Annotated in this window: 16 protein-coding genes; 8 read left to right on the top strand and 8 right to left on the bottom strand. The window is 46.0% G+C overall.

Going from position 1 to position 25,485, the window contains the following annotated elements:
- Positions 1-56 precede the first annotated feature (56 nt).
- The 6 genes from MSG33_RS07065 to MSG33_RS07040 all read right to left on the bottom strand — a co-directional run bounded on the left by MSG33_RS07065 (position 57) and on the right by MSG33_RS07040 (position 6,970).
- The gene (locus MSG33_RS07065) at positions 57-1,241 is read right to left on the bottom strand and encodes a multidrug effflux MFS transporter (RefSeq protein ID WP_248380380.1); all 1,185 of its coding nucleotides are present in this window, start codon (positions 1,239-1,241) and stop codon (positions 57-59) included.
- Entirely contained in the window at positions 1,238-1,882 is a 645-nt protein-coding gene (locus tag MSG33_RS07060) for a recombinase family protein (protein WP_005395606.1), read from the bottom strand. The genes MSG33_RS07065 and MSG33_RS07060 overlap by 4 nt, the downstream gene beginning before the upstream one ends.
- A 147-nt stretch (positions 1,883-2,029) precedes the next feature.
- Complete coding sequence (locus MSG33_RS07055) at positions 2,030-3,037, bottom strand: LacI family DNA-binding transcriptional regulator (protein ID WP_182033939.1); 1,008 nt, start codon at positions 3,035-3,037, stop codon at positions 2,030-2,032.
- A gap of 257 nt (positions 3,038-3,294) precedes the next feature.
- Entirely contained in the window at positions 3,295-4,380 is a 1,086-nt protein-coding gene (locus MSG33_RS07050) for a porin (RefSeq protein ID WP_248380378.1), read from the bottom strand.
- A gap of 176 nt (positions 4,381-4,556) precedes the next feature.
- On the bottom strand, positions 4,557-5,573 hold the full coding sequence (locus tag MSG33_RS07045; RefSeq protein WP_005374772.1) for a nuclear transport factor 2 family protein: 1,017 nt from the start codon (positions 5,571-5,573) through the stop codon (positions 4,557-4,559).
- Between the two features lie 101 nt (positions 5,574-5,674).
- Positions 5,675-6,970 (bottom strand): MFS transporter, encoded by a 1,296-nt coding sequence (locus MSG33_RS07040; RefSeq protein WP_182019603.1) that lies wholly within the window; start codon positions 6,968-6,970, stop codon positions 5,675-5,677.
- Positions 6,971-7,309: 339 nt separating this feature from the next.
- On the opposite strand from MSG33_RS07040, the gene MSG33_RS07035 reads away from it, so the two are divergent.
- Together MSG33_RS07035 and MSG33_RS07030 are read left to right on the top strand one after the other, a co-directional pair.
- Positions 7,310-8,851, top strand: a complete 1,542-nt coding sequence (locus MSG33_RS07035; RefSeq protein WP_248380376.1) for a sodium:solute symporter — start codon at positions 7,310-7,312, stop codon at positions 8,849-8,851.
- 11 nt (positions 8,852-8,862) lie between these two features.
- Positions 8,863-10,233, top strand: a complete 1,371-nt coding sequence (locus MSG33_RS07030; protein WP_045484172.1) for an L-serine ammonia-lyase — start codon at positions 8,863-8,865, stop codon at positions 10,231-10,233.
- 78 nt (positions 10,234-10,311) lie between these two features.
- Here MSG33_RS07030 and glgX read toward each other — a convergent pair whose 3' ends face one another.
- Positions 10,312-12,303, bottom strand: coding sequence for a glycogen debranching protein GlgX (glgX, locus tag MSG33_RS07025; protein WP_248380374.1), 1,992 nt, complete (start codon positions 12,301-12,303; stop codon positions 10,312-10,314).
- 448 nt (positions 12,304-12,751) lie between these two features.
- Between glgX and MSG33_RS07020 the strand changes: the two genes are divergently transcribed.
- The 5 genes from MSG33_RS07020 (at position 12,752) to MSG33_RS07000 (ending at position 19,440) form a co-directional block, all read left to right on the top strand.
- Positions 12,752-14,023 carry a maltoporin gene (locus tag MSG33_RS07020; RefSeq protein WP_006740823.1) on the top strand — a complete coding sequence of 424 codons (1,272 nt, stop codon included), beginning with the start codon at positions 12,752-12,754 and terminating at the stop codon, positions 14,021-14,023.
- Between the two features lie 100 nt (positions 14,024-14,123).
- Entirely contained in the window at positions 14,124-14,933 is an 810-nt protein-coding gene (locus MSG33_RS07015; RefSeq protein ID WP_005398230.1) for a MalM family protein, read from the top strand.
- A 318-nt stretch (positions 14,934-15,251) separates the two neighbouring features.
- Positions 15,252-15,758 (top strand): hypothetical protein, encoded by a 507-nt coding sequence (locus MSG33_RS07010; protein WP_006740821.1) that lies wholly within the window; start codon positions 15,252-15,254, stop codon positions 15,756-15,758.
- A gap of 120 nt (positions 15,759-15,878) precedes the next feature.
- Positions 15,879-17,492, top strand: a complete 1,614-nt coding sequence (locus tag MSG33_RS07005; protein ID WP_248380372.1) for an alpha-amylase family glycosyl hydrolase — start codon at positions 15,879-15,881, stop codon at positions 17,490-17,492.
- Between the two features lie 331 nt (positions 17,493-17,823).
- Positions 17,824-19,440 (top strand): endonuclease, encoded by a 1,617-nt coding sequence (locus MSG33_RS07000; protein WP_248380370.1) that lies wholly within the window; start codon positions 17,824-17,826, stop codon positions 19,438-19,440.
- 99 nt (positions 19,441-19,539) lie between these two features.
- Here MSG33_RS07000 and pulA read toward each other — a convergent pair whose 3' ends face one another.
- The gene (gene pulA, locus MSG33_RS06995; protein ID WP_248380368.1) at positions 19,540-23,529 is read right to left on the bottom strand and encodes a pullulanase-type alpha-1,6-glucosidase; all 3,990 of its coding nucleotides are present in this window, start codon (positions 23,527-23,529) and stop codon (positions 19,540-19,542) included.
- Between the two features lie 546 nt (positions 23,530-24,075).
- Here pulA and MSG33_RS06990 point away from each other — a divergent pair.
- On the top strand, positions 24,076-25,272 hold the full coding sequence (locus MSG33_RS06990; protein ID WP_248380367.1) for a hypothetical protein: 1,197 nt from the start codon (positions 24,076-24,078) through the stop codon (positions 25,270-25,272).
- The last annotated feature ends 213 nt before the right edge of the window (positions 25,273-25,485 follow it).

The raw sequence follows: 25,485 nt of genomic DNA, 5'->3' as shown, positions 1-25,485 counted from the left end.
TAGTTAAAGCTTATACGATGTGTTCTTAATTATAAGGACAATAGTAAGTCTTTTCGTTACTGTTCTGAAGGTTGATCTGCTCCAAAACCTCGTTGAATATTGGTGAGCGTTATTGCTGCAAACACCACAATAACGATTGATAGATGCCAGGCTTGGCTTAAACCAAGCTGTACCAATGTTAAGCTGACCAATGAGGATACGATCATTTGTCCACCTCCAGACATGGCTGCTGCAGCACCAGCCTGCTTTTTGTAGGGTTGCATTACCATGGTTTGCGCGCAAGGTAGGGCAATGCCGTTACCTAAGATCATTAATAGTTGCCCCAACATTAAATACAGCGGTTCTACCGGGCAGAAGAACAACCATATTGCAGCACTGAGATGCAAGAATGGACTACAAAGTAGCATTCTTTTGTTGCCGATAATTGGCCTTACTCGGTTACAAATCGTGGTGCCGCCTAACATACCTAAAGCGGGAATGAGTGCCCACATTGCGTATTGATCGGATGTCATGCCAATTTGGTCTTGCATGATAAATGGCATCACGGACACGGTCGTTATCATCAGGCTGAAGTTTAACCAACTGATGCTGGCAAAACTCATAAAGTAACGTGACGTCACCAAGTCTCGATACTGGAAAAGCATGTTGCGTGGTGATGGAATAACAGATCGTTTTGCTATGGTTTCTGTAAACTTAAAGGCGATGATTACCCAAGCGAGTGAGACATAACCTAGCAGTGAAATGAACACCATACTCCAACCAAAGTGGAAGTTGATAAAGCCGCCAATCACAGGCGCAATGAGTGGCGTGATCGAAGCTGCCATAGCGATATAAGACATGGCGACAGGGAGCTCATCACCGCTAAATCTATCTCGAGTCGATGCTCTCGCGAGTACCGCGCAGCACCCAGTTCCTAAGCCTTGTAGAAAACGCCCCATCACCATGCCTGTGAAGGTGTCACTGAGGTAAATGATCATTAATAGACCAGACATCGCGATGAGCAAACCCGTCAGTAGTACTTTTTTTCGACCCAAAGCATCCGATACCGGACCGTAAATGAACTGAGAGGGACCAAAGCCGAGTAAGTAAATACTCACGAGCAGTTGGGCTTGATCAAGGGAGATAGAAAAGTCTTTTGCGATCCATGGCAAAGAGGGCATAACAAGCCCCATGCTCAATTGGCCAACACTGATAATAAGACAGGCGAGTAAGATAGTGCGAAAGTTGATTGGGCGACTCATGATGGATCACCATCAGAATAACCTCTTTGCTTTCGTGTTCTGAGGCAGCCTTCATCATCCACTTCATTTAACTTAGATTTGACGCGTTTTACGGTAGATAGGCTGACATCACACTGCTCCGAAACACTCTTCAACGTATAGCCTTCTAACAGCAACGTTGCGATCTGTTGGTGTTTAGTTTTGTCTGCTGGGCGTCCGCGAAATTTCTGTTTCCACAAATCTGGCTGCTCTTTAATGGCTTGTCGCCCTTGCTCCGCGGCAAACAGGCGATGTTCAGTCTGCACTTTTCCATATCCAGATAACACGGTGAGTAGCGTTTGAGTTTGAACAGAATCCGGTTCAAATGTGAGTGGTTCACAAACGGTTTTCAGTGTGACCCCTTTTGCTAGTAATACTTTGATTGTATTTAACGCCTGACTAAAATCGCGACCAAATGCCGTTAGCCACCAGAGCACAATCGTATCACCTGCTCTGACGGAATCGAGCAGTTGTAAGAATGCCTCTCTCTCGGTTGGAGGCATGCAACCACGAACCTTATCCTCAAAATGCTGAGCTTCGGGCGCAAAAGCTTTTAGAGTATTAAGGTGCTCTTGGTAAGCTCGATTTTTTGGCGAATAACGTGTGTAAAGATAAGTAGCCATATGGACTATACGCCTTTTAAGTTTGGTTCATATACTGTAATGGCTCATAAATATACAGAGGTTCATTAATGCTTACAACACTAAATGGACCATTGAGGTTGAGCAAAAGCAAATAAAAAAGCCAACCGAATGGTTGGCTTTAGTCATTCAAGCTTTCGTTGTCTGCCGCTCGATTAGTTTCACTGGTACCATCATTTTGACCAAGCTACCGTTTTTAGTATTGATTTGATCAACAATGATCTTCACGCATTCGCGAGCGAGACGACGAAAATCTTGGCGGAATGTGGTTAACTGATAACTCAACCACTCTGTCTGCGGAATATTATCGAAACCAATGACTTGTAAGTCTTGCGGGATACTCAATTCGCATTCGATACGCGCAATATCCATAACAGCCATTGCAAGGTTGTCGGTCGCACAGAACACGGCTTCTGGTCGGTTTTTATCAGCGAGTATTTCGCGGATTTTGTCGAGTGAGCTAGCGTAATCATAAGTGGCTTCAACGATGCGTGGCGTATTATTAGTTAGGTCTTCAAATTCAGAGCAGAAGCCGCTTTGGCGCTCGTCGTTGGTAAATGTTGGCACTTCACCCGTCAGGTAAACCGCGTTCTTCACGCCACTTTTGTGCAAAAGTTGCGCGGCTTGTTGGCCAGCTTCGTAGTTGTCACTGATAACGTAACTGCTCTTAGTGCCTTCTACGACGCGCGCGTACTGAACGATAGGGATATTGAACTCTTCACACTCTTCATACAGTGATTTGTTGAAGGTAGCGGAAGCGGCAATGACACCATCTACGCGGTATTGGAAGATGTTCGGGATCGAGTGGTTGTCTTCATCATCCACTTGCCATGGAATCAACACCGCTGAGTAGCCTTGCTTCTGCAATTCACTTGAAATCAATTGAAGTGTTTTCATGTGGATAGGGTAGTCCGCATCGGGGAATACCAAACCGATCAACTTAGATTCGTTAGTGGTCAAGCTACGTGCAAAAGCATTTGGACGGTAGTTTAGGGCTTTCGCGGCTTCGAAGACCTTTTGCTTGGTCTTTTCAGATACTGAGCTGCCCGGAACAAACACACGCGATACAGTAGATTGAGAAACGCCAGCCAGTTTGGCAACGTCCTTCGATGTTACGGTTTGTTTTGCAGGATTCATGTGAGTTGATTCATAAGTCAGTTTAACTGTGACTAGGTTAACACAAATAGGTACGTAGTCATAAAGAGAAATAAGCAAGATTTAAGTAAATAAAGGGTTAGATTGTCTTTGATGGCGCAATTTGGGTAGTACCCAAGTCACATTTCATGTTTTGCATACGAAAAAAGCCTTACCCAAAAAAGGTAAGGCTTGCTCTTATTTCCCATTTCCACTAAATCGAATAAGTTATGTAACCGGAATAACTTATCTCGTGGTTATCAGAAGTAGTAGCGAATACCTGCCGCGAATTGATCATCACGGTTTTCGAATTCGCTGCCATCGTACTGATCTTTACCTAGGTCGAACTGGTATTCAGTCCAAACTAGGAATTTGTTCTTCTGGAAGTGGTATTCAAGACCAGGAATCAGCAAGTTACGCTCGTAACCTTGCGTCTCGTCACCACGATCTTCCATGTAGTTGTAGTTCAACGTTGGGCGTAGGCCGTTGTCGAAGTGGTAGTAAGTGTAGATTTCGCCACCTAGGGTATCGAACATTACGTCCGTACCGCCTTGGCTCACTGCTTCCCAGTTTTCGCCAACGTGGAAAGTCGCACCCGCGTAGAAGCCACCGTTGCTGTAGTTTGCGCCCAATAGCATGATGCGCATGTTGTCGCTGTTTTCTACGCCAACCACGCTTGCGTCTAGATCCGCAACTTCATTTTGATGGTAAGCTGCACCAAGTGTTACGCCGTCAACCGGTTTGTAAGTGATCGACGCACCCATGCCGTTTTTCAATGAGGCTGTCGCATTGCTTGCTAGAGCAACATCTTCACGCGTGGTTTGGTAAGTAAAGCCGTAGCTCACTTTTTCATTGATTGAATTACGGTACGTAATTGAGTTTTCTGCACGACCCGCGCCGGATGCGATACCCCAGTCAGCTAGGTTGTAAACACCTGAGCCACGAGTACCGAATACACGACCTAAATCGGTGTACCATGCTACGTCGTAGAAGGTAGACCACTGCTTAGTACCCGCAGCAATCTTGCCGTATTTTTCGTGATCAACACCTGCGTATAGCAAGCGGTCGTAAATGTTGTCGCCGTTCGCGCCAGAGTTGTAGCCCCATTCCGCGTGACCGAAACCAGTCCAGCCGTTATCCAGACCCATTTGGCCTTTCAAACCGAAACGTGAGCTGCCGCTGTTCCATTCACCGTTGTCATCACCGCCACGGTCTTGGTAGCGAAGATCGAAACGGCCATCGATGGTTAGGCTGTCGCCAGCGTCATTAACAAAAGTGTGTGCAGCAAAGGCTGAGCTAGAAGTAAGCGCTGCTAAAATCACTGCAGAAAGGGTCGACTTTTTCATCATCAATCTCATTATTCAGGGCGCAGAAAGCCACCGTGCGTTCTGCCCGTTTTGATTAAGGGTTCTATCTTGAGGTTGTGCCCCATCCTTGAGGCACGAGTTGGGAGCATGTCGCCTGAACCGAGAGGGGACTCAGGCAACATAAAGGCGGGTTGACAATCCGCCCCTAGGACTTCTTATAGAGAAGGGTTTAGGATCTGTTGAGTACGCTCGAACACGTCTAGACCTTGCTGTTTTAGCCAGTAAGGAAGGTCGATCAGTACCCAGTTCTCAGATAGCTTGTCGCCGTCACGGTAGTAAACGTCAACCACTTGCATGTCTGCACGTACTTCACCACCTGTCATACCTAGGAAACCACCGATTGGCGTGTTAGATAGGTTTGGCCAGCCGAAGAAACAAGAGAAGTTACCTTCTGCGAAACGACATACGTGGCCGTTAAATTTCTTGTCTTTTAGGTTGTTACGGAACGGCAATTGGTGCTGCTGTTGGTAACGAGGGATTGTGTAAGACGCACCGATACCACATGGACCGTACCAGATCATGTCTTTAGACCAGCTCTTCTCAAGAACTTCTGGTGGGCAACCCATTGCGCCGCTGTCGTTCAGTGCAGATAGGTCATCAACCATCTTGTTCACTAGTGCTAGTGTTGCTACGCCTTCTTCTGGTGCTGCGTCTTCGAACAGTAGACCATCGTGATTACGAGGACCAGGGTATACGAAGTGCTTACCTGTTGATGGTGGTAGTGGGTAACAACCCGCTTGGTCCATCGCACCTAGAAGGTCTAGGAATAGGCCAGTCTTAGTGATCTTGCCGTTTTCAACACAGTTAAATTCTGCGTAACGGATGTTCATGATTTTGCCAGTTGGGCGCATGCCTAGGTATTCAGCGTCGAATAGACCCATGAAGTGACCCATGCTCATTACCCAGATTTCACCTGATGTTACTTCGTTCTCACCACCGATGAAGATGTCTTGACGACGCTGCATGCGAGTCATTGATTTCATCAAAGGAGCCCAGAAAACGTCAGCCGCTGCTTGAGCGCCTTGTTGCTCACGGAATGGGTAAACACCACGCCATAGGTAATCTTCTGAAGTGTGTGCTTTTAGTACTTCTGCCACGTTCTCGTGAGTTGCGTTTTCCATTGCGCTGAAGTATTCACGTACAACGCGTTTCGCTTCTTGATATTTAGACATAATAAACTCTCTTATTTGCTGTCGAGTCGGCTTTGGGAACAGGACTCGAAATTAAGTTTTTTCATCCGGCCGGGGAGCCAGCCGGAGTTCTTGAAATTTAGTTACGCTTTTGCTGCTTCGGCTTTTTTGCTCTTATCGAACACGCCGCCTTTTAGTGTCTCTGGCAGTGATAGCCATAGAAGACCAGCAAGGATCCATACGATTGGTGAACCCCACATTGCGGTTTGTAGGTCGGTACGCTCTTGGATGAAGATAAGTACCATTGGTGCCCACATACCGAGGATACGACCGCCGTGGAATAGCGCCGCGCCGTAGCTACGTAGGTGTGCTGGGAACAGTTCTGAGAAGTAACCCCCCCATACCGCTGAAGAAGACAGACCGAAGTTGTAAATCAGACCAAGTAGAGCCAGCATGTTTAGGCCGCCAATCACCATGTTGCCTGGTGCAACAAAGAAGATTGAAACCATGATGCCCGCTAGGATGAAGCCAAATGCGTTCACCTTACGACCGAATTTGTCAGCTACCCAACCCCAGAACCACGCACCAAACAGTGAACCAAATGCTGAGATAGAGAAGATGAGACCGATGGTTGCACCGTCGAACATACGTACATCACGTAGGTAAGTGGTTACGAAGCCACCAAAGAATTGGAAACCGTAGAAGTTAAGGCCAGCCAGTAATAGGCACGTTAGTGTGATCTTACGGTAAGGCTTGCTTAGCATTTCGCCCCAAGAGCCTTTTTTCGCTGGTGTATTTGATTCTTCTGCTTTTGCTTGCTCTTCTTCACCGTAAGCGATCACTTTGCTGTCGCTAGGTAATACAAAGATCATGACCACAGCGGCTGCCAATGGTGGGATACCACCAACAAGCATTAGGCTTTCCCATGGTGCATCGATGCTTGCAATAAATGCTGCATACGCACCCATTACCATCAGCGCTACAGAGAACATAGAAGACGCGAATGCCGTCAACTTACCACGTACCGTTGGCGTAAATAGGCCGATCATCAGGCTCACTGCCACGGTGAAGTAACCACCCAGTGACAAACCAATGATGAAACGCATTGCTGCCCATGTTGTGTAGTCGGTGAACATCATATTGATGATCGTTGCGCCACCGTTTAGGGCTGTGATGGTAATAAGAGTGGATTTCTTACCAAATTTTGTTGCGAACCAAGCACAGCTCAATGCACCGATAAGTGCACCAACCGACTGCCATGTATAGAACTGGGCAGTGTCTGACAGGCTAATACCATCATACGCTTCAACGATGTATGGGCGTACGTAGTCAATAATTACAAAGTTATAACAATAAAAAAAGTAACCAACCAGTATCGCTAGATAGGCAGCTACCCTTTGAATCATAGGAACTTCGCTCATGTGTCTTTTGGCATTCATGACCGATAAACCTCTATTTCACTTAGGATTTGTTGCTATTCAAACTTAAAGAACACGATCTTATTGGGATCATCTTCGATTTCGTGTCGTGGTGAATCATAGTTTTTTTAAGGTCATTAGATCCGTGATCAATATCAATTTTAAAATGAATGCGTACCCAATTAGTGGTTTTTAGTGATGGGAGTCTCATTAAATCGGTCTTTTTGGCATTTTTGAATATATAACCGTCTATATTGGTGATTATAGTCACAGTTATGGCGGGATTATCGTTTAGATATGCTTTTTTAAAGTAATATCCAAGCACAAATAATTAGCACCCAGAATTATGGAAACCCTGAAATGGTTACGTACTCAAGTTTTGTGGTGATTGCGTTATACGTGTTAATCACCATACTAATCAGCTATTTAGTGAATAAGCGCTACAGCAATGGTGGCGACTTTTCCACGGGTGGAAAGCAATTTGGCTGGTTTACGGCGGGTGTTTCGATACTTGCGACTTACATTAGTGCGATGACGTTTGTAGGGATGCCTGGTTGGGTTTATAGCTCTGGCATGGAAGCGATGAGTATTCACCTTAACTATCCCATCGTTATCTTTTTCACTGTCATTTTCTTTGTGCCTGTCTTTTATAAGCTGGGTCTGACTTCGATTTATGAATACCTTGAGCACCGCTTTGGGGTGTATGCAAGAACCATCAACTCGATTGTGTTCATCGTGGTTCAATGTATCTCTGCGGGGGTGATTTTGTATGCCGTTGCGCTGATCTTAGTGCAAGTTCTGCCTATCAGTATTTCTGAAGCCATTATCTACATAAGTATTTTCACCGCTTGCTATACCTATGCGGGCGGGATTTCCACGGTTATCTGGACCGATATGTTGCAATCTGCAGTATTGGTTGCGGGCAGCATCGCTATCTTTGCCATTCTAATGACAGAGATTAATGCGGCAGATTACCTTTCTCGTGATCACCTGAATATCATCAATTTAGACTTTGATTTGGGCGTGGATACCACACTCTGGGCTGGCGTGGTTGCTGTGAGCTTTTTGCATTTGAGTGTGTACGGCACCAACCAATTGATCATCCAACGCACGTTAGCGACGAGATGTGAAAAGACGGCGCAGAAGTCGATGCTGTTGTGTGGTTACGGTGCGTTTTTCGTGTATTTGTTCTTCGCGGTGCTCGGTGTTCTTCTGAGTGTTTTCTATCAAGATCAATCGTTTGAAAACAGCAACGAAGTGATTTTGGATTTCGTCTTCAACCACACTAACCCAATCGTCGTTGGTTTGATCATTTCTGCATTGGCGGCGGCCGCAATGTCGACGTTGGATTCGACCTACAACTCGATGGCGACCGTCGCGACGTTTGATATCTACAAGCGTTTCGTTCGCAAAAGTGCCGATGATGAGCACTACGAAAAAGTCGCAAGGAAGATGAGTTTGCTTGCGGCAGCCATGGTGGTAGTGCCAGCTCTTCTGGCGGTATCGAATGAATCGGTACTCAAAACCATCGCTAGTCTGACTTCTATTTTTGTTGGTATCCGCTTGGGGTCATTCGTGCTTGGTTTATTCTGGGCGAAAGCCAACGAAAAAGGCGTGATCGTTGGTAGCATCATGAGTGTGATTGCGGTATTTACTGCGATGTATCTCGACGTGGCTTGGCCGTGGTTCGCGCCAATTGGTACATTCGTCTTCCTTTTGTTTGGTGTGTTAGTGAGTCGTCGTTGGGGCGCTGTTACTGCCAAACAACAAATCTTTATCAATAATCAAAAACATCTTTTTGCAAAGCCAACCGCAAGCCATTACGGGCTATTGGTGTTCGCTGTGGCGACCATCGCCGCTTGTATGGTTCTCCCTGATTGGCTTTATGCTGCATTGTCGTAATAGGTAAGTTTATGCTGTCCATCTTTGATATTTACAAGATTGGTGTGGGCCCTTCTAGCTCTCACACCAATGGTCCAATGATCGCGGGTTACCACTTCACTCGTTTGATTGAATCGAACTTGGCAAAAGTGGTTCGTATTCAAGTCGATTTATACGGCTCACTCTCGTTAACGGGGATTGGTCACCATACTGACCGTGCAACCATTTTGGGTCTGTTGGGTAACAAACCAGATACCATCAAAATCGCTTCTGCGAACAAAGCGATGCGCAAGGCTATTGAAGAGGGCATGATGTCTGTCGATGGCCGTCATGAAATCGAATTCAACTACAAAACGGACATGTTGTTCCATGAAGAGAATCTTCCTCTGCATGAGAATGGCATGACGATTACTGCGTTAGATGCGCACGGCAATCAGGTTGGGTTTGAAACTTACTACTCTATCGGTGGTGGTTTCATCGCAACGGCAGATGAACTGCAAAATGGCAGCGCGACTTCACCCGTAGAAGTTGAGTTCCCATTCTCCAGCGCGGACGAAATGTTGGCACAGGCAGAGAAGAATGGCATGAGCCTCGGCGGCATGATTCTGAAAAACGAACAAGCGTTTCAGGATATGGAAGCCATCAATCAACGCGCAGAACAGATCTGGCGTGTGATGACGCGTTGCATGGAGCGCGGTTTTGAGACAGAAGGTATCTTGGATGGTGGCTTGAACGTGACCCGCCGTGCGCCAAACTTATTGAAGAAGCTTGAAGCAAATGCAGCAATCGAAAACGATCCAATGGAAATCATGGATTGGATTAACCTGTTTGCCTTTGCTGTGAGTGAAGAAAACGCGGCTGGTGGACAAGTCGTAACGTCGCCAACTAATGGCGCGGCGGGTGTGATTCCGGCGGTATTGATGTACTACCATCGCTTCATCAAAGAGCTCGATACCAAACAGCTTAAAGACTTCCTTGCTGTATCCGGTGCGATTGGCATCTTGTACAAAACCAATGCGTCTATCTCGGGTGCCGAAGTGGGTTGTCAGGGTGAAGTTGGTGTGTCTTCTTCGATGGCGGCTGCTGGCTTAACCGCGCTACGTGGTGGCAGCAATGAGCAAATTTGTATTGCGGCCGAGATTGCCATGGAGCACTCACTAGGCATGACTTGTGACCCAATTGGTGGCTTAGTGCAAGTGCCGTGTATTGAGCGTAATGCGATGGGTGCAATGAAAGCGATCAATGCTTCTCGCATGGCATTAAAGCGTAATAGTAAATGTTTGATCTCGTTGGATAAGGTGATTGAAACCATGTATCAAACGGGCAAAGACATGAACAAGAAATACCGCGAGACGTCACTGGGTGGATTGGCTTTGATTCACCTAGCGCCACCTTGCGAATAATGAGTTAGGCAAATCTAACCAACAAAAAAGCCGAAGCACTGAGATGCATCGGCTTTCCTTTTTTGGAACGTTTATAACTTAGCTATGCGTTTGCTCACCTTTTGGTGTGCGTTGGTTTGGTTGATAGTGCAAAATCACCATCGAAGTAGGTGATAGCAAAACCTCGCCTTCAGCATGCCCTGGGTTGAGGTTACGTACGTTTGTGTCGCAGATCGTTACCCATTCTTGCTTTCGCTCATTAGGGAGCTTAAAGCGCGCTGTGGCGTTAGTTTGGTTGATGAGATAGACCAGCTCTTGTCCTTCTTTACCGATACCAAGGTGAAGTGCGACAGAGCTTAAACGGTTCCAATCATCGTGCTCCATTAAGCGACCGTCTGTACGGCGCCAGAAAATACGGTTGTTATTGCGGTTTTCGCCACTGAAAGCTCGGATAAATGGCACCATGTATTGATTTCGGTTGGCGACCATTTGTGACATCCACGTTTTGAAATGTTGCTTACGCTCCGTTTCTCCCCAGTTAAGCCAACTGGTTTCGTTATCTTGGCAATAGGCATTATTGTTACCGCCTTGGGTGTGAGACAGCACGTCAGCAGTGAGGATGTGTGGGATTCCAAAAGCAAACAGCAAGCTGGCAATAAGGTTGCGTTTTTGCTTCTCACGCGTGGCGATGATCATCAGATTTTCTGTCTCGCCTTCGACACCGTAGTTTTCTGAGCGATTGTCACCGTGGCCGTCGCGATTTTCTTCGCCATTAGCTTCATTGTGTTTGTGCTTGTAAGACACTAAATCTTGCAGTGTGAAGCCATCGTGATACGTGATGTAATTCACTGTGAGTTTGTATGGCCAGTTCGCTGCACTATAAATATCACGAGAGCCCATTAATCGAGTGGCAAACTCTTTTAAATAGCCTTGATCACCGCGCCAAAAACTGCGGGAAATATCACGCAGTTTGTCATTACATTCGTTCCAACCAAATGGAAAGTTACCCACTTGGTAGCCATTTGGACCAATATCCCAAGGTTCGGCAATCAATTTAGTTTCACGCAAAATTGGGTCTTGCGCGACGGCTTTAAAGAAAGCTGCTTCAGGGTTGTAATCATCGCCTTGACGCCCTAACGTTGCAGCCAAGTCGAAACGAAAACCATCGACTTTAAATTCGCTAACCCAGTAGCGCAATGTATCCATTACAAGGTTTAAAGCGGGTTGATAGGTGAGATCGACCGTGTTGCCACAACCAGTGTAATTTGCGAAGTGGTTGCCATGTTTGATGTAAAAACGGGAATCGAGCGCTTTCAGGTTGAAAATTGTAGGCCCTTCCCCCCCCTCTGCGGTGTGGTTGTAAACTACGTCGAGAATCACTTCGATGCCGTTTTTGTGCAGTTCCCGAATCGTTGTTTTGAGCTCTGTGACGGCGTCTTTTTCTGCATAGCGCGGATCAGGCACCATAAAGAGATAAGGGTTGTATCCCCAATAGTTGACCTTTTCCATCTCTAGTAGGTGAGGTTCATGCATACACGCAGCGACAGGTAGCAATTGCAGCGTGTTGATGTTTTGCTGTTCATAAAAGGCCAGCATTTCAGGTGATGCAAGACCTAAATAGCGCCCCTTCAGTTTGTCCTCAACTTCTGGGTGGAGTTGGGTAAGCCCTTTGACGTGTGTCTCAAACAACACCATCTCTTCTCTTGGTATACGCGGATGATCCGTATCTTGCCAGTCAAAATTATCTTCGATAACGATGCACTTCGGCATATCGAAACTTTTGGCTGGAGAGTAGGGAGGGTGGTAGTGGAGGGCTTTATCAATTGACTTTGCGTAAGGGTCAGAAATTAATAGTGGCTCTTCCTTGTGGGAGACAAGGTAACCGTATTTTTGCCCCGGCTTAATATCCGGAATAAAAGTATGACGTATGCCAGCGTATTCATTCGGTAAATCATGAAGCGCGTAACTGCCATCGCCTGCAAACAGGGCGAGTTTTATGTCTTTATTCCCCGGAGCGTGAATAGAGAAGTTATAACCTTCTTTATTTACAGTTGCACCCAAGGGGTAAGGGCGAGAGAGAAGTCGTGTCATCGGAGATACTTTATTTAATATTTATTGCTACCTTTAGGAAACTATAAGTTAAAAACTTTGTCTTACTAAGGTCAACCACCCTAAATATAAAAATATTCATGTAATTTAATTACTTTATGTGACGGCTTAGAATCAAAAATATGAAATGGCTATCACTTTGTAGCGGCTCAAAACCGAATAAACTTACTAATTCCTCCCTAGATTGGTGATCTGACTCGAAAAAACACCATTCGGTAAATTTTCTACTCCCTTCTCATCCCCCCTAAATTAGTTTGGGGCGGAGGAAGTCATCCTTGTACGCCTCGGGTAATCTCATAACTGTTGAAACAAACGGGGATTCGTTCCCATCTTACCTCTCTTTCTTTAGGTGTGTTTTTACTGCCTATATATTCACCTAAAAGAGTGAGCAGGGAAGACAGAATTATAAATACCCTTAATGGAGTTAAGAATGAAAAAAGTAAGTGCAATTGCCGCTGCTGTGGCTGCAACTTTAGCTGCTGGTTCTGCGTTCGCAGTGGATTTCCACGGTTACATGCGTGCTGGTGTTGGCGTGAACGCTGACGGTGGTCAACAATTAACATTCGAAAAGAACAAGATCGGTCGTCTAGGTAATGAAAGCGATATCTACGGCGAGATTCAACTAGGTAAAGAAGTTTACAACAACAACGGCAAAACGTTCTACGTAGACTCTATGGTTGCAATGACTTCTAATGGTTCAAACGACTGGGAAAGCACTTCTGCTAACTGTGGTTTGGATAACGGCGAAGTGAAATGTGTTGACGATGCACAATTCGCACTACGTCAATTCAACGTTCAAGCTAAAGGCCTACTAAACTTTGCTCCAGAAGCAACACTTTGGGCTGGTAAGCGCTACTACCAACGTCACGACATTCATATCTCTGACTTCTACTACTGGAACATCTCTGGCGCGGGCGCTGGTGTTGAAGGTATCGAAGCTGGTCCAGGTAAAGTTTCTTTCGCTTGGGTTCGTAACGACCGTGGCGATATCGCAGATCCAGGTAACGATGGCGGCGATACAAACGTTAACACTCTAGACGTACGTTATGCAGGTCTTCCTTTATGGGACAACGGTTCTCTAGAAATGGGCTTGAACTACGCAATCCTTAACGAAACTGACGCTGCGCCAAACGGCACTAAAGATGCGAAAAACGGCGTAATGTTCACAGCAGAATTGACTCAAGGTCTAGACGCTGGTTTCAACAAAACAGTGCTTCAGTACGGTACTGAAGGCTACTCAAAAACAATGGCATTCTACGGCGACGGTAGCTGGTACGGCGCAGAAGCTGATAACGGTGCATCTGGTTACCGCCTAATCAACTGGGGTGTAATCGGCATGGGTGACAGCTGGGAAATGGGTCACCAGTTAGTTTACGGTGTTGGTGAAGACATGTGGGCTGGCCAAGACAAGTGGGAAACAATGTCTGTTGTAGTTCGTCCAATGTACAAATGGGATGACAACCACAAAACTATCTTCGAAGCTGGTTACGCTATCGATGATAACGACGGCGACGAAAACAAATACGGTAAGCTAACTGTTGCTCAAGCATGGTCTGCTGGTTCTAGCTTCTGGGCTCGTCCTGAAATCCGTGTTTACGCTTCTTACCTAACGGCTGACAAAGAAGACAACTCTAACACATTTGACAACGGTCGTTCAGACGATACGTTCCAATTCGGTGTACAAGCTGAAGCTTGGTGGTAATCATCTAACCACTAAGTCCTAAATTGTCCTAGAATGATACAGCCAGAACTTATCTGGCTGTATTTATTTAAAAAACAATAAAGAGTCGAGGTAGACAGTAATGAAAAAATGGCTTGCTCCCGTACTGCTGGGCATGTTGGCTACTGGTTGTGCGTCCGTAGAACAAGTAGAGATGAGTCCAAAAGGTCAGCAACAAGTGATCACTCAATCGGGTGATATTCAATGGGTAACGGTTGATGTACCTGTGGTTACTGAATTCGCTTTGACTGATAAAAGCCAAATGCTGTTGGATGGTAACAGTGCTGGCGCTATTGCAGCGTTTGCTCTTCCGGGCAACCGTGGCAGTCTCGATATCAAATTAGAGACATTCGTAAGTAAAGAACTTCAATTTTATGCTCCTAATGTCGCAGTGATGAACTCGGCAGGAGAAACCATTTACCAAGCAGATTTCTCAAAGTTTAAGTACGAACCAGCAAAACTGTTGGACAACGATAAATTCGTACTTGATCTCAATGTGATTCCAGACATGACAGGTAACGATCTGCATGTATTGGTGTACACGACTTCCGCTGATCTAAAAGGCAGTACGCAAGTTCTGCATCCTGCAAAAGCCTTCGCCATGGCGCGCCACACTCAGCCGCCAGATATTGCAGACCCTTTAGCGAAACACAGCCCACTGGGTCAGTTCCGTTTGTCGGTATCCGCAAATGATATCGTGAATACCAAGATTGTTGCGAAAAACGACAACATTCCGCAAGGTACGGATCTCACTAGCTACTACCACAGCTCAATTGAAGCGGCAGTTGCAGCGAACGATATTCCGAAAGCACTCACCTTGCTCGATGAAGCAAAAGAGCTGGGTATTGAAGGTGCGCAACAAGTGTTTGTGAAAGCCGTAAATAAAAAATAATCGAATATAAAAGGCCAGCAAAATGCTGGCCTTTTTTCATAGAAAATAAACCAATAAAAATACCCCTACATAGAGTTATCTTATTCACATTATTATTTTTATTGTTTTGTTTTTTATATTGGTTAGATCAATAATTATTGACAGTTCCTAACTTATTTTTTGTACTTAGGAAATAAATAAACTTCTCGAAGTAATTTAAATTCGCAATCCGACGATATTTATTTAGCGTTTGATATTTCCATTTTAATAACGATTAATATTTCTTTTAAACGTTGAGTTTATTTTGCTTTGGATATACTAAAAAAGGAATTACGTAAAATGAACATGATGAAGACCTCTCTTGCTGCTGCCCTACTTGTTGCCTTAGTGGGTTGTCAATCGACTGCAGAACCAGAAGCGGCCGCAGAGCCAGTTGTGAATATGTCTCAAGACGAAGTGGTTGCTTTCATGAAAGCGTGTGACAACCCAGATAGCACGGCGAAAGGACCAATTTCTAAACCACTGTTTGTGGTGGGTACGTTTGCGGATTCCGACTGGAAACACGTGCCTCAACGTCAATACACCTACAAAGGAAATAATTTCTACCAAGCTGTGGTTCAAGAAAAAGTAGGCTCCTACAAAATGCAGTATGCGACCGAGTTGTGGTTCCCACAATTTACCGCTAAAGGGAATCGAATGAACGTTGGTGAATTAACACCATTAACATTTGGTGGTTACGGTACAGATACTTCAGTTGATATTAAAGAAGACGGGAAATATGTCTGGAGCCTTCAGTTTGAAGGAAAAGGCAAACCGCTTCATGTTATGGTAAATAAGTGTCAATAATATTCCATTCAGTTATTTAAAATCTGTTTTTATTTATTAACCCCTACATGGGAAGCATGTTGGGGTTAATTTTATTACTCAAATGTTTTTACTTAATTTGAGTAAGTTAGGGAGAATAAAATGCGTAACGTCCGACGTAACCATCGCCTGTATCGATCTCTGCTTGCGTTAAGTGTGATTGGTGCTTTATCTGCGTGTAATTCTTCTGGTGGTGGCGATACTAATAGCAGCACTCCGCTACCGGATACCAGTTATGCTTGCCAAGCCAATGTCATGGCGCAAAGTAACCAACTTCGTACTTATCAAATCATGGTCGAGAGTTTTGTGGATGGCGATGCGAGCATTGGTCACGGTACGGGCTATGGCACCAGTCATCATAATGGCGATTTGCAAGGGGTGATTGATTCACTTGATTACATCCAAGATTTAGGGATGAACGCGATTTGGTTGACGCCGATTTTTGAGTCTGAAGCGATCGCAGGACAAGATCACTGGGCCGATCGTTTGGACGCCACGGGCTATTTTGCGACAGATTACTTTAAGATCGACCCAAAATTTGGTGATTTAGCGACCGCGAAAACTCTAGTCGAAGAAGCACACAAACGCGGTTTGTACGTATTTTTTGATGGCGTATTTGGTCATCACAAAGATGGCTTGATCAAACCCTCACCTTCCGGTTTGTTGCCTTCTGGCTCAAACAATCCCGTTGATTACCCGGCCAGTCTCGATTTCTACAAAGAAGTGGCGACGTATTGGATCAAAGAGCTCAAGATTGACGGCTGGCGCTTAGATCAAGCCTATCAAGTTCCGACAGACGCTTGGACACAACTTCGTAAAGCTGTCGATGAAGCCTCGCAAGGTGTCACGTACACCAATAGCAAAGGCGATCAAGTGAATCCGTTGGGTTACATGGTGGCAGAGATTTGGAAAGGGGAGTCTGAGATCGCGAATGAGGCGTATGGATCGAACAGCGATCCAGCATTGTGCTCTGCATTTGACTTCCCGATGCGCTATCGCATCGTAGAAACACTGGCCGTGAATGAGAGCGGCGTGGGTGGTCGCGGTGTGGATTGGCTAGACAACGGCTATAGCACACACAACCAATATCCAACGCATGCGCAGCCGAATTTGATGATCGGCAACCATGATTTAGTGCGCTTTGGTGACTTGTTGCAACGCGGAAATTTGGCGGATGTGAATGATGCAGAATATTGGTTACGCCATAAAGCTGCGTTTGCCTTCCAAGCTGCGTACACTGGGCCAATCACGCTGTACTACGGCGATGAAATCGGGGATCAAGTGGATGGTTTTGCCGTAAAAGAAGACAACAACACCTGCGCCATTCAAGGTTTGTGCGATGATCACGTTGCGCGCAGCAGTGCGAAAATTGAAGGTGTGACGGCGACGCTTGATGCAAACCAAGCCGATCTCAAAGCTTACGTGAAATCGCTGATGACGATGCGCAGTGCGCACCCAGCATTGTATCAGGGGTCACGCACGAATTTAGTTGCGAGTAACGGCAGTTATGTGGACTTGAAACAATCTGGTACAGACAAAGTACTGTTTGCGCTAAACACTTCGAAAAGCGCGAGAACAATTATTCTTAATCAGGAAAGTGTTAGTACTGGTGAGTTGGTGGATCTGCTCACGAATGAAAAAATTACGCCAAGCAATGGTCAATATCAAATTCCGATGTCGCCATTACAAGGTCGATTCTTTGCGGTTACACCCTAGGAAGTATCCAGAATCACCGCTCATCAGTTGAGCTGACCAGAAGCTTTTCTCATACACAAGCCAAGTGTTGTTGCTGACCCCCATAGGCGCACACTTGGCTTTTTTCCGTCCGTTTTACTTTTCCCTTAATGGTTTTCCAACGATGTAGCCAACAGGTTGCTTCGCTTTTTGCATTGGCGTTTGTTTTCGGCAGGTAGATATTTGTGAGATAAGCTGCACATTAAAAAGTAAATTAACACTTGTGCAACGTAAAAGTGTGACCGAAGGATTACTTATGCCTTACTAATATGTTTATCGTGTTTGGGATTTACATAACTAATGGAAAAGTATAATGAAATCCATAACGAAACCCCTCTGTCTTCTTGCTGTTATTAGCTCTCCGCTTGCATATAGCCAAATTCTCAATGGTGACTTTGAACAGTGGAATGGCAGTGCGCCTACGCAGTGGTCAGTGATTGACGCTGGCATCGCGGTGTCGCCAAGCAGCGAACAAATCAAATCGGGCGGCCTGGCTGCTCAAGTCGTCGTGAATACAGGTACCCAAAGCAACACTGACCTTTTGCAAACCATTAATGTGGAGCAAGGGAAAACCTATCCGTTTTCTGTCTCGGTTTATCACACCGAAGGAAATGTAAAAGCACGTCTGGTGGTTGATGGTTATCACAATTACTCAGATCCGCAGCAGGTAAACCAGTGGCAAGAGCTGGCGTATAACTATACTGCGAGTTCGAACAAGACCATCAATGTCGGGTTGCGTTTTTATGATGAGGTCGGTTTTGATGGCTCAGAAGTTGTCTACGTCGATAATTTTCAACCGACTGAGACAAGTACACAACCTCCTGTAGAAAGCTGTAGTGATCATGAAGTGGTTCTTACACTCACGACGGACAACTATGGCTCAGAAACTAGCTGGGAGTTGAAAAATAGCCAAGCGCAAGTGCTTTTCTCTGGTCAGGGGTATGAGTCGTCAACCTCTGTTGAAAAGACCATGTGTTTAGCCGATGGTAACTACCAATTTACGATTCAAGACAGCTATGGCGACGGCATTTGCTGTGGCAATGGTTCGGGGTCTTACGCGTTGAAGGTGGGAGATAAGACTCTTGCTTCTGGCGCTGAATTCTCGAAAAGCGAAACCACCGACTTTACGTTAGGTGACTCAACCACGACCCCACCAGTGGTTGATGGTTACTACCAAGCGGCGTCTGGCAAGACGGGCTACGCTCTAAAAACGGCGCTGTTTAACATCATCAACAACCACATTAGCCGAGGTTATTCTGCGGTGTGGACCTTGGTAAAAGATGCCGATATTGATCGTTATTACGAAAATGATGGCTCTATTCTCGATATGTATTCAGAGAAACCTGTGGGCAGTGATGCTATCAGCTTCACGAAAGTGACAGACCAATGTGGTCAATATAGCCAAGAAGGGGATTGCTACAACCGTGAACACTCGTTCCCGAAAAGCTGGTTTGGCGGTAAAGTTGAACCGATGAACTCAGATGGTCACCATTTGTTTGCGACCGATGGCTATGTGAACGCGAAGCGCAGTAACTGGCCATTTGGTGAAGTTGCCACCGCGACGTACGTGTCTAGTAATGGTTCTAAACTTGGTCAAGCAAGCACAGGCCTAGGTTATTCCGGTACGGTGTTTGAGCCGATCGATGAGTTTAAAGGCGATTTTGCTCGTGCCTATTTCTACATGGCAACCCGCTATGAAAATGTTGTAGGTAACTGGGAAGGCAATTCAAGCAATGCGGATGCTGTCCTTGATGGTTCAAGTTCAACGGTTTTTGAACCTTGGATGTTAAACATGCTTAAGCGTTGGCACAAAAATGATCCCGTTAGTGAAAAAGAACAAAACCGCAATCAACAAGTGTTTGAGTTTCAGGGCAATCGCAATCCATTCATTGATCACCCTGAGTTTGTTGAACAGATTTGGGGAAACTAACACCTTCTTGGTTTTGGTATCCACCATTTAGTGACGCCAAAAAAACAAAGGGGAAGCGTGATGCTTCCCCTTTTTCATTACGGATGTTTTTAAATGAAACTAGTTTTTCGTTACCGTCACGATTGGCGCCGACTTGTCAGCCGCGTTGAAGTGGAAGTTGTAATTTCCCGCTTCTGCAATCGCAATTTTGAGGTTTGCACTACCGCCACCGACTTCCATCGTTAGCGCTTTACCAAGCTCAACACTGCCTTCGCCACCGAAGTTGGTGTCTGCTGCCCAGTCTGCGCTCGCAACTTTCATCTCGTAGTTGCCCGCCGCTAGGTCAATGTCTAGCGAGTAAACGTCATTTGCTACATAGCTGAACTTCGCAGTGGAGTCTTGCGCTGGAGTATCCCATGTGGTGATAGTGCCACGTAGGTAAAGTGCTGTTTCACCGAACGTTGGTGCATCTGCTGACTTCGTCACTGAAACGACAGGTTTTTCTACGCTTTCATCTTGAACATGTAACGCGTTCAGAGTGAAGTTGTACTTACCAGTTTCAGCGACAGACAACGTACAGTTTCCCGCAGAGCCTAAGTCTAGTGAGCCAGAAGCCAAATCCGCAGCATCACAACCGATGTTTGGATTTGCCCATCCTGAATCCGCAAATTTGAACTCGTGTTCACCAGCTTCAAGAACGCCAGTTACAGAGTACATGCCATTGCCAATAAAGGTCATCGCCCAGTCACTGCTATCTGACCACTCGTTCATGGTGCCTTTGACGTAAACCACAGTTTCGCCGTAAGGAGGAATGCTCGATACGTCTTTATTGTCCGTGTTTACTGGTAGGCCTGCACCTTGCGCGCCGTCTTGTGGCTGTACGAATACCGCTGTTGTCAGTGCTGGTACTGTGAACGTTTCATTGGCGAAGCTTGCACCTTTCACGATGTCATCCGCAGAGTTTTGTTGAACTTCATGTAACTCGAAACCAGTAGCGCCAGCAACTTTGAAAGATTTCTCTGTTGATGTTGAGTTCACAACGGCCACGATAGCATCGTAGTTCGAATCCAAATCGGCACCTGCTGATGTGCCATCGTCGATAGACATCACAATCAAGCCTTCTACTTGGTCTTGGCCCACGTTGCGGAAATCAACACGATTCATCACTTCTTGCGCGGTGTCTAAGCGGAACAGTTCGCTTGTACTACGGATTTTTAGTAGCTCTAGGAATTGTTGCTTCGTCAGCTCGATGTCCGTTGAGTCTGGTTTCGCCGTGCTGTCACCGACGATGGTTTTGATCAACTCCCAGTTTGCACCGTCTTTGTCTTCACGTGGTAGACCAACGTTCCAGTTATTGTCGCTTCCATCGAAGAATACACGGTTGAACCAGTCACCAGAATCGTACGAGTCACGCTGCATTGACTTAGAGCGCAATAGCTCAGAACCCATGTGAATGAACGGAATACCTTGACCTAGCATCACCGTTGATAGTGATACAGACTGCATTCGTGCGCGTTCAGCAGATGAAGTACCTGTCGCAATCTTGTAAGCGTTGTTGTCCCACAGCGTTTGGTTATCGTGCTTAGACACGTAGGAAATGTTTTCTGATGGCACTTTTGTGTAGCCTGCTGGAGCACCATTGTAATCAACATTCTTACCAAGTTTGGTTTCGCCTTTGTAATCCAGAAGGACGTAGTCAGCTAAGTTACCAGCCATACCTAGACGAACCAGATCTTGGTTGTGTAGGCGGCCATTCACAGATTCTGCATCAGTTTTAGTTTCTTCGTTCGGGTAAGCGGCGTTACCAAAGCCTTGGTTGAAGCGAAGTGGGTGCTTACCTTCTGAATCTACACCGCCATCAAACGGGCTTCCGCCACGAACTGCGTCACGCAGACGATCAGAGAAAGTACCGATTTCTGTCCCCGCCATGTTGACTTGTGTCGCTTGATCGAAGCGAGCGTTTTGCGCGACTTCACCGAAGTCCCAGCCTTCGCCGTAGAATAAAGTATTCGGATCAATTTCACGGACTTTTTCAAGTGCGTAAACCATGACATCTTTCGGCTGGTGGCCCATAAGGTCAAAACGGAAACCATCGACTTTATAGTCATCCGCCCACACCATCAATGAGTCAACCATCAGTTTACCCATCATTAGGTTTTCGGTGGCGGTGTTATCACAACAGGTTGAGTTTTCTACGCCGCCAGTGTTGACGTTTAGGCGGTGATAGTACCCAGGGACAATTTTATCCAGTACTGATTTTTCGTTCACACCAGATGCATTCGTGTGGTTGTACACGACGTCCATGACCAGTTTCAGATCCATTTTATGCGTCGCTTGCACCATTTCGCGGAACTCAAGGATACGTTTAGACCCGTTAGGATCGGTCGCATAACTGCCTTCTGGTACAGTGTAGTGGTATGGGTCGTAACCCCAGTTGAAGCTGTCTAGCATGCGAAGATCGTTCATCAACGCTTGTGCTTTGCCCGTTGTTGGGTCGTAGCTATTTAATACCTCTTCAATCACTTTGCCGTCATCTTCGGTCTCACAAATGGAGGCTTCTGGCTTGATGCCACAAAGTTTACCCACGGTGTCGGTGATATCGACTCGCTGGTCAGCGTCTTCATCCACGGTTGCAATATCAAATGCTGGCAGGATATGTAGCGTTGTTAGGCCAGCATCTTTTAAAGCTTGTAAGTGAGATACAGACTCACGCTCAGGTTCTGTAAGCGCCAGATATTTGCCATCAAGACTTGGTGTGCCTTTGCTGTCGTTAAAGCTGAAATCACGAATGTGTGACTCGTAAAGGACGTGGTCTTCGTCTTTTTTAACCGTTGGGCGTGCGTAGTTTTTCCAATCTTGAGGCATTAAGCTTGGATCATCTAAATCAACCACTTGCGAGTATCGTGAGTTCTTAGACAAGCTCATTGAATATGGGTCTGTTACCAAACGCGTTTCAACGACGCCAGTTGTTGGGTGGTATACCTTAACTTGGTAGCGATAGTATTTGTTGACAACGTTGCTTTGTGCCTCAGAAACCCAGATACCTGTTGCTGGGTCTTCCGTCATGGCAACGGTCGCTTCTTCTGCTAAGTTTTCATCGTAGATTATCAGATCAACATCTTGGGCAGTTGGTGCCCATAGTTTGAAGGTTGCGGCACCGCCTTCCACAATCGCGCCGAGTTCTTGACCAATCGCGTTACCTGCCTTGGAATCGGCAAACACCGCATCCAAAACGCCCGGCTTTTGCACTTCAGTTGCAGAAATGACGTCACCATTTGCGTTGTAAGCTACCATAACGATTTGTGACTTCAGGATCGTGCGTAGGGTCGCGTCATCGACATCAATGCCTGCAGCTTGGAGGCTAGCAAGGTGACGGAAGCGTGATTTCAGACCATCAGATAAATCACCTGCTTTCGTCAACTCAACCGCTGTGCCACCGGAGATTTGCTTGTCTTCATCCATTTTAATGTCGTTGCTGAGGCTGTAGAACAGCTTCATGGAATCCGCATTGGCCGCCGCTTCCCACGCGATGGTGTTGGCATCTAGCCAATGCGCTTTTTGACCATCAATATCAACAGGGCGTTCTTCGATTGGCTCGTAGTAAAGCTCACTGCTGCCGTGGAAGCCAAACAACCCTTTAGATTCGCCGATTTTCGTCAGCTCCACTTTTGAGTTTGCACTGCCGAATGCTTTCTCATCACCTTTGTGCAGAATGAAGTTCATGCATTCGTGTGGGTCAGAGGCATCTGGGTTCACTTTCAGTACGTAGTAAGCACCGTAGGTGTCGTTGATGCCATCGAATGGATGCGGTGCCGACCAATCCGTTCCTGTGCCAGGAATGCCCATTGCGTCTAAATCTGTGCTGGTACAGCCTTCACCGTTCCACAGGTGCAAGCCCCAACCTTCGTAGTCGCTGGCCGTTGAAGCGGACGCCACGTCGCGTTTGTAATAAATGACGACCTCGTTCTCTCCCGCAGGGTACAAGCCTGAGCCTGGGTTCGTCGTATCTTCGTTCGTGCTATCACTACCACAACCGCTGATGACTGCGACGGAAATCAAAGGCAGTACGGTTTTGGCAATTGTTGATAATTTAAATGTCTTATTGTCCACGTTTACAAATCCATTGTTATTGAATTGATATTGAGCTGCGCGCTGCCTTCGCTGACTCAGTCATCAAGAAGGTTTCGCACACGCTAGAAAGGCAGATGCCGAAAAAGGAAATGTTCAACTAGATGCTAATACACTGAATCATCAGCAAAATGTGAGAGCAGGCAGTTAAGTTTTTTACAAGTGAAAATTTTCTGTCACAGTCGATTTTGTTCACAAATTAAATAATAAAACAGACGCATAGTGAGAGCTTCTGCACATCATTAAAATGTAAATTTTTATAGGAGGAGCAAGGGGGGATGATAGGGGAGGAGAATATCTCAGCCCCAAAACCGTGATTAAGTTCTATAAAAATCGCAGTGATATTTTTTAATTAAAAATAAGTTGCAGTGATATTGCATAAAATACCGCCATTAAGTCTTGGCAAGCTTCAGATTTTCGCTAAGTGGTCGTTATATAATGAAGGTAGTCGGCGTTATGTCGGCGCGTAATCTTAAGATTTCCCTGAGAGGGAGATGAATTGGGCCCTGAAACCAAAAGAGGCTATTTATGAGTAGTATGGGCATTGCCATTGCGGCAACTGGCCTTTCACTCGTCCTGATATTTGTGTGGATGATCTCGTTGTCGATGCGGAAACAGAGACTCGAGGCAGAGAGGAAAGCTCGCGAAGCCGCTTATCGAAAGGCGATGCAAAAAGCGCGAGAGCAAGAGCGTAAAGAGCGTGAGTTCAAAGCAGAAACCGGGCATATCCCCACCATTTTATTTCTAGCGAAAGAAGCCGAGAAGGACAACATTCGTCAAGCGCTGTATTGGTATGATAAAGCCGCTAAGTTGGACAACGTGACGGGAATGTACGGTATTGTTCGCTTGAGTGAGCGCATGCGTGAAGATGTGATTTTAAAAGAGCAGGCAAACTTTTGGCGTACCGCCATTGCCGGAATGGAAGGTGATACCGAAGCGAAATTTGCGACAGGCAAAGCGTTGGTTTTTGGTCGCGGATCGGAAAAAAATATTCCCAAAGGTAACCAACTGATTGAAACTGCAGCCGAAGAAGGCTGTATTGATGCCATGCTTTACATGGGTGAATGGCAACTTTCACCAGACAATAGTGCAGGACGCAGTGCAGATGCGCTTTATTGGTTTATGAAAGCGGCTGAAAAAGACAGTGCGGACGGAAAGATCCAAGTTGGCTTATGTTACCTAAATGGTGTTGGTACAGAAAAAAGCATGGTCAAAGGCTGCTATTGGCTTGAAAGAGCCGCAGAAGGTGGCAGCGCCGAGGCGATGTATCATGCTGGCGAAGCGTGGAAGGACAAAGGTAAAACAGGCAATGCGATTGCTTATGTTTGGCTGTTTCTTGCTGCCAATATGGGGTATCAGCCAGCGCGTACGTTGCGTGACGAAGTGGCGACCAATATTGGTGTTGACGTCGTCGTTGGATTGCAATCTATAGCGAAACCGTTGCAAAGAAAGCTGGCGTCAGGGATGGTAAGAAAGCATTCCATTATTCGGGCGCTGAACAAGGTGTACAAACGCGAAGCGTATTTTCCTGCAGAGGAGGAGCTTAACGCGGTGCTGAGTGACGAAAATAAAGACGATGCTAACGCATGGGATGAAGCATCGGCGCCGAACTTCCAGCCAGACATGACCACAGCAACGACGGAAGGACAGACAACCACATCGTCTACCGAAAAAAAGCTCTCTAAAGAGGCGCTCGATTTCACGCAGAATTTCCTTCAACCATAATTTATCTTATCCATAAGCCTCATAATTGAGGCTTTTCTTTTGCCTTTCTGTCTCAGTATCTCTGTCGATCACAATTACAGACTGTAAACTTATCTAAGCGATTTATTTACTGGATTGCATACTATTTATTCGATTTTTCAACACATTTTTAGTGCTTCGCTAAGGTGGGATATGTTTATCTTCAAATAGAGGGATTTCCCTCTTTATCTACTT

This window comes from Vibrio sp. 1CM7H, from assembly GCF_023161645.1.
GTDB lineage: Bacteria > Pseudomonadota > Gammaproteobacteria > Enterobacterales > Vibrionaceae > Vibrio > Vibrio diabolicus.
Note: the sequence above shows the minus strand (reverse complement) of the source record. Positions and strands in the feature narration are given on the sequence as shown.

Bases quoted from the DNA above. Each gene is read 5' to 3' on its own strand.
- MSG33_RS07010 (WP_006740821.1), top strand. From the start codon at position 15,252: ATGAACATGATGAAGACCTCTCTTGCTGCTGCCCTACTTGTTGCCTTA.
- MSG33_RS07035 (WP_248380376.1), top strand. From the start codon at position 7,310: ATGGTTACGTACTCAAGTTTTGTGGTGATTGCGTTATACGTGTTAATC.
- MSG33_RS07030 (WP_045484172.1), top strand. From the start codon at position 8,863: ATGCTGTCCATCTTTGATATTTACAAGATTGGTGTGGGCCCTTCTAGC.
- MSG33_RS07065 (WP_248380380.1), bottom strand. From the start codon at position 1,241: ATGAGTCGCCCAATCAACTTTCGCACTATCTTACTCGCCTGTCTTATT.
- MSG33_RS07020 (WP_006740823.1), top strand. From the start codon at position 12,752: ATGAAAAAAGTAAGTGCAATTGCCGCTGCTGTGGCTGCAACTTTAGCT.
- MSG33_RS06990 (WP_248380367.1), top strand. From the start codon at position 24,076: ATGAGTAGTATGGGCATTGCCATTGCGGCAACTGGCCTTTCACTCGTC.
- MSG33_RS07055 (WP_182033939.1), bottom strand. From the start codon at position 3,037: ATGAATCCTGCAAAACAAACCGTAACATCGAAGGACGTTGCCAAACTG.
- MSG33_RS07050 (WP_248380378.1), bottom strand. From the start codon at position 4,380: ATGAAAAAGTCGACCCTTTCTGCAGTGATTTTAGCAGCGCTTACTTCT.
- MSG33_RS07005 (WP_248380372.1), top strand. From the start codon at position 15,879: ATGCGTAACGTCCGACGTAACCATCGCCTGTATCGATCTCTGCTTGCG.
- glgX (WP_248380374.1), bottom strand. From the start codon at position 12,303: ATGACACGACTTCTCTCTCGCCCTTACCCCTTGGGTGCAACTGTAAAT.
- MSG33_RS07015 (WP_005398230.1), top strand. From the start codon at position 14,124: ATGAAAAAATGGCTTGCTCCCGTACTGCTGGGCATGTTGGCTACTGGT.
- MSG33_RS07060 (WP_005395606.1), bottom strand. From the start codon at position 1,882: ATGGCTACTTATCTTTACACACGTTATTCGCCAAAAAATCGAGCTTAC.
- MSG33_RS07000 (WP_248380370.1), top strand. From the start codon at position 17,824: ATGAAATCCATAACGAAACCCCTCTGTCTTCTTGCTGTTATTAGCTCT.
- MSG33_RS07045 (WP_005374772.1), bottom strand. From the start codon at position 5,573: ATGTCTAAATATCAAGAAGCGAAACGCGTTGTACGTGAATACTTCAGC.
- MSG33_RS07040 (WP_182019603.1), bottom strand. From the start codon at position 6,970: ATGAATGCCAAAAGACACATGAGCGAAGTTCCTATGATTCAAAGGGTA.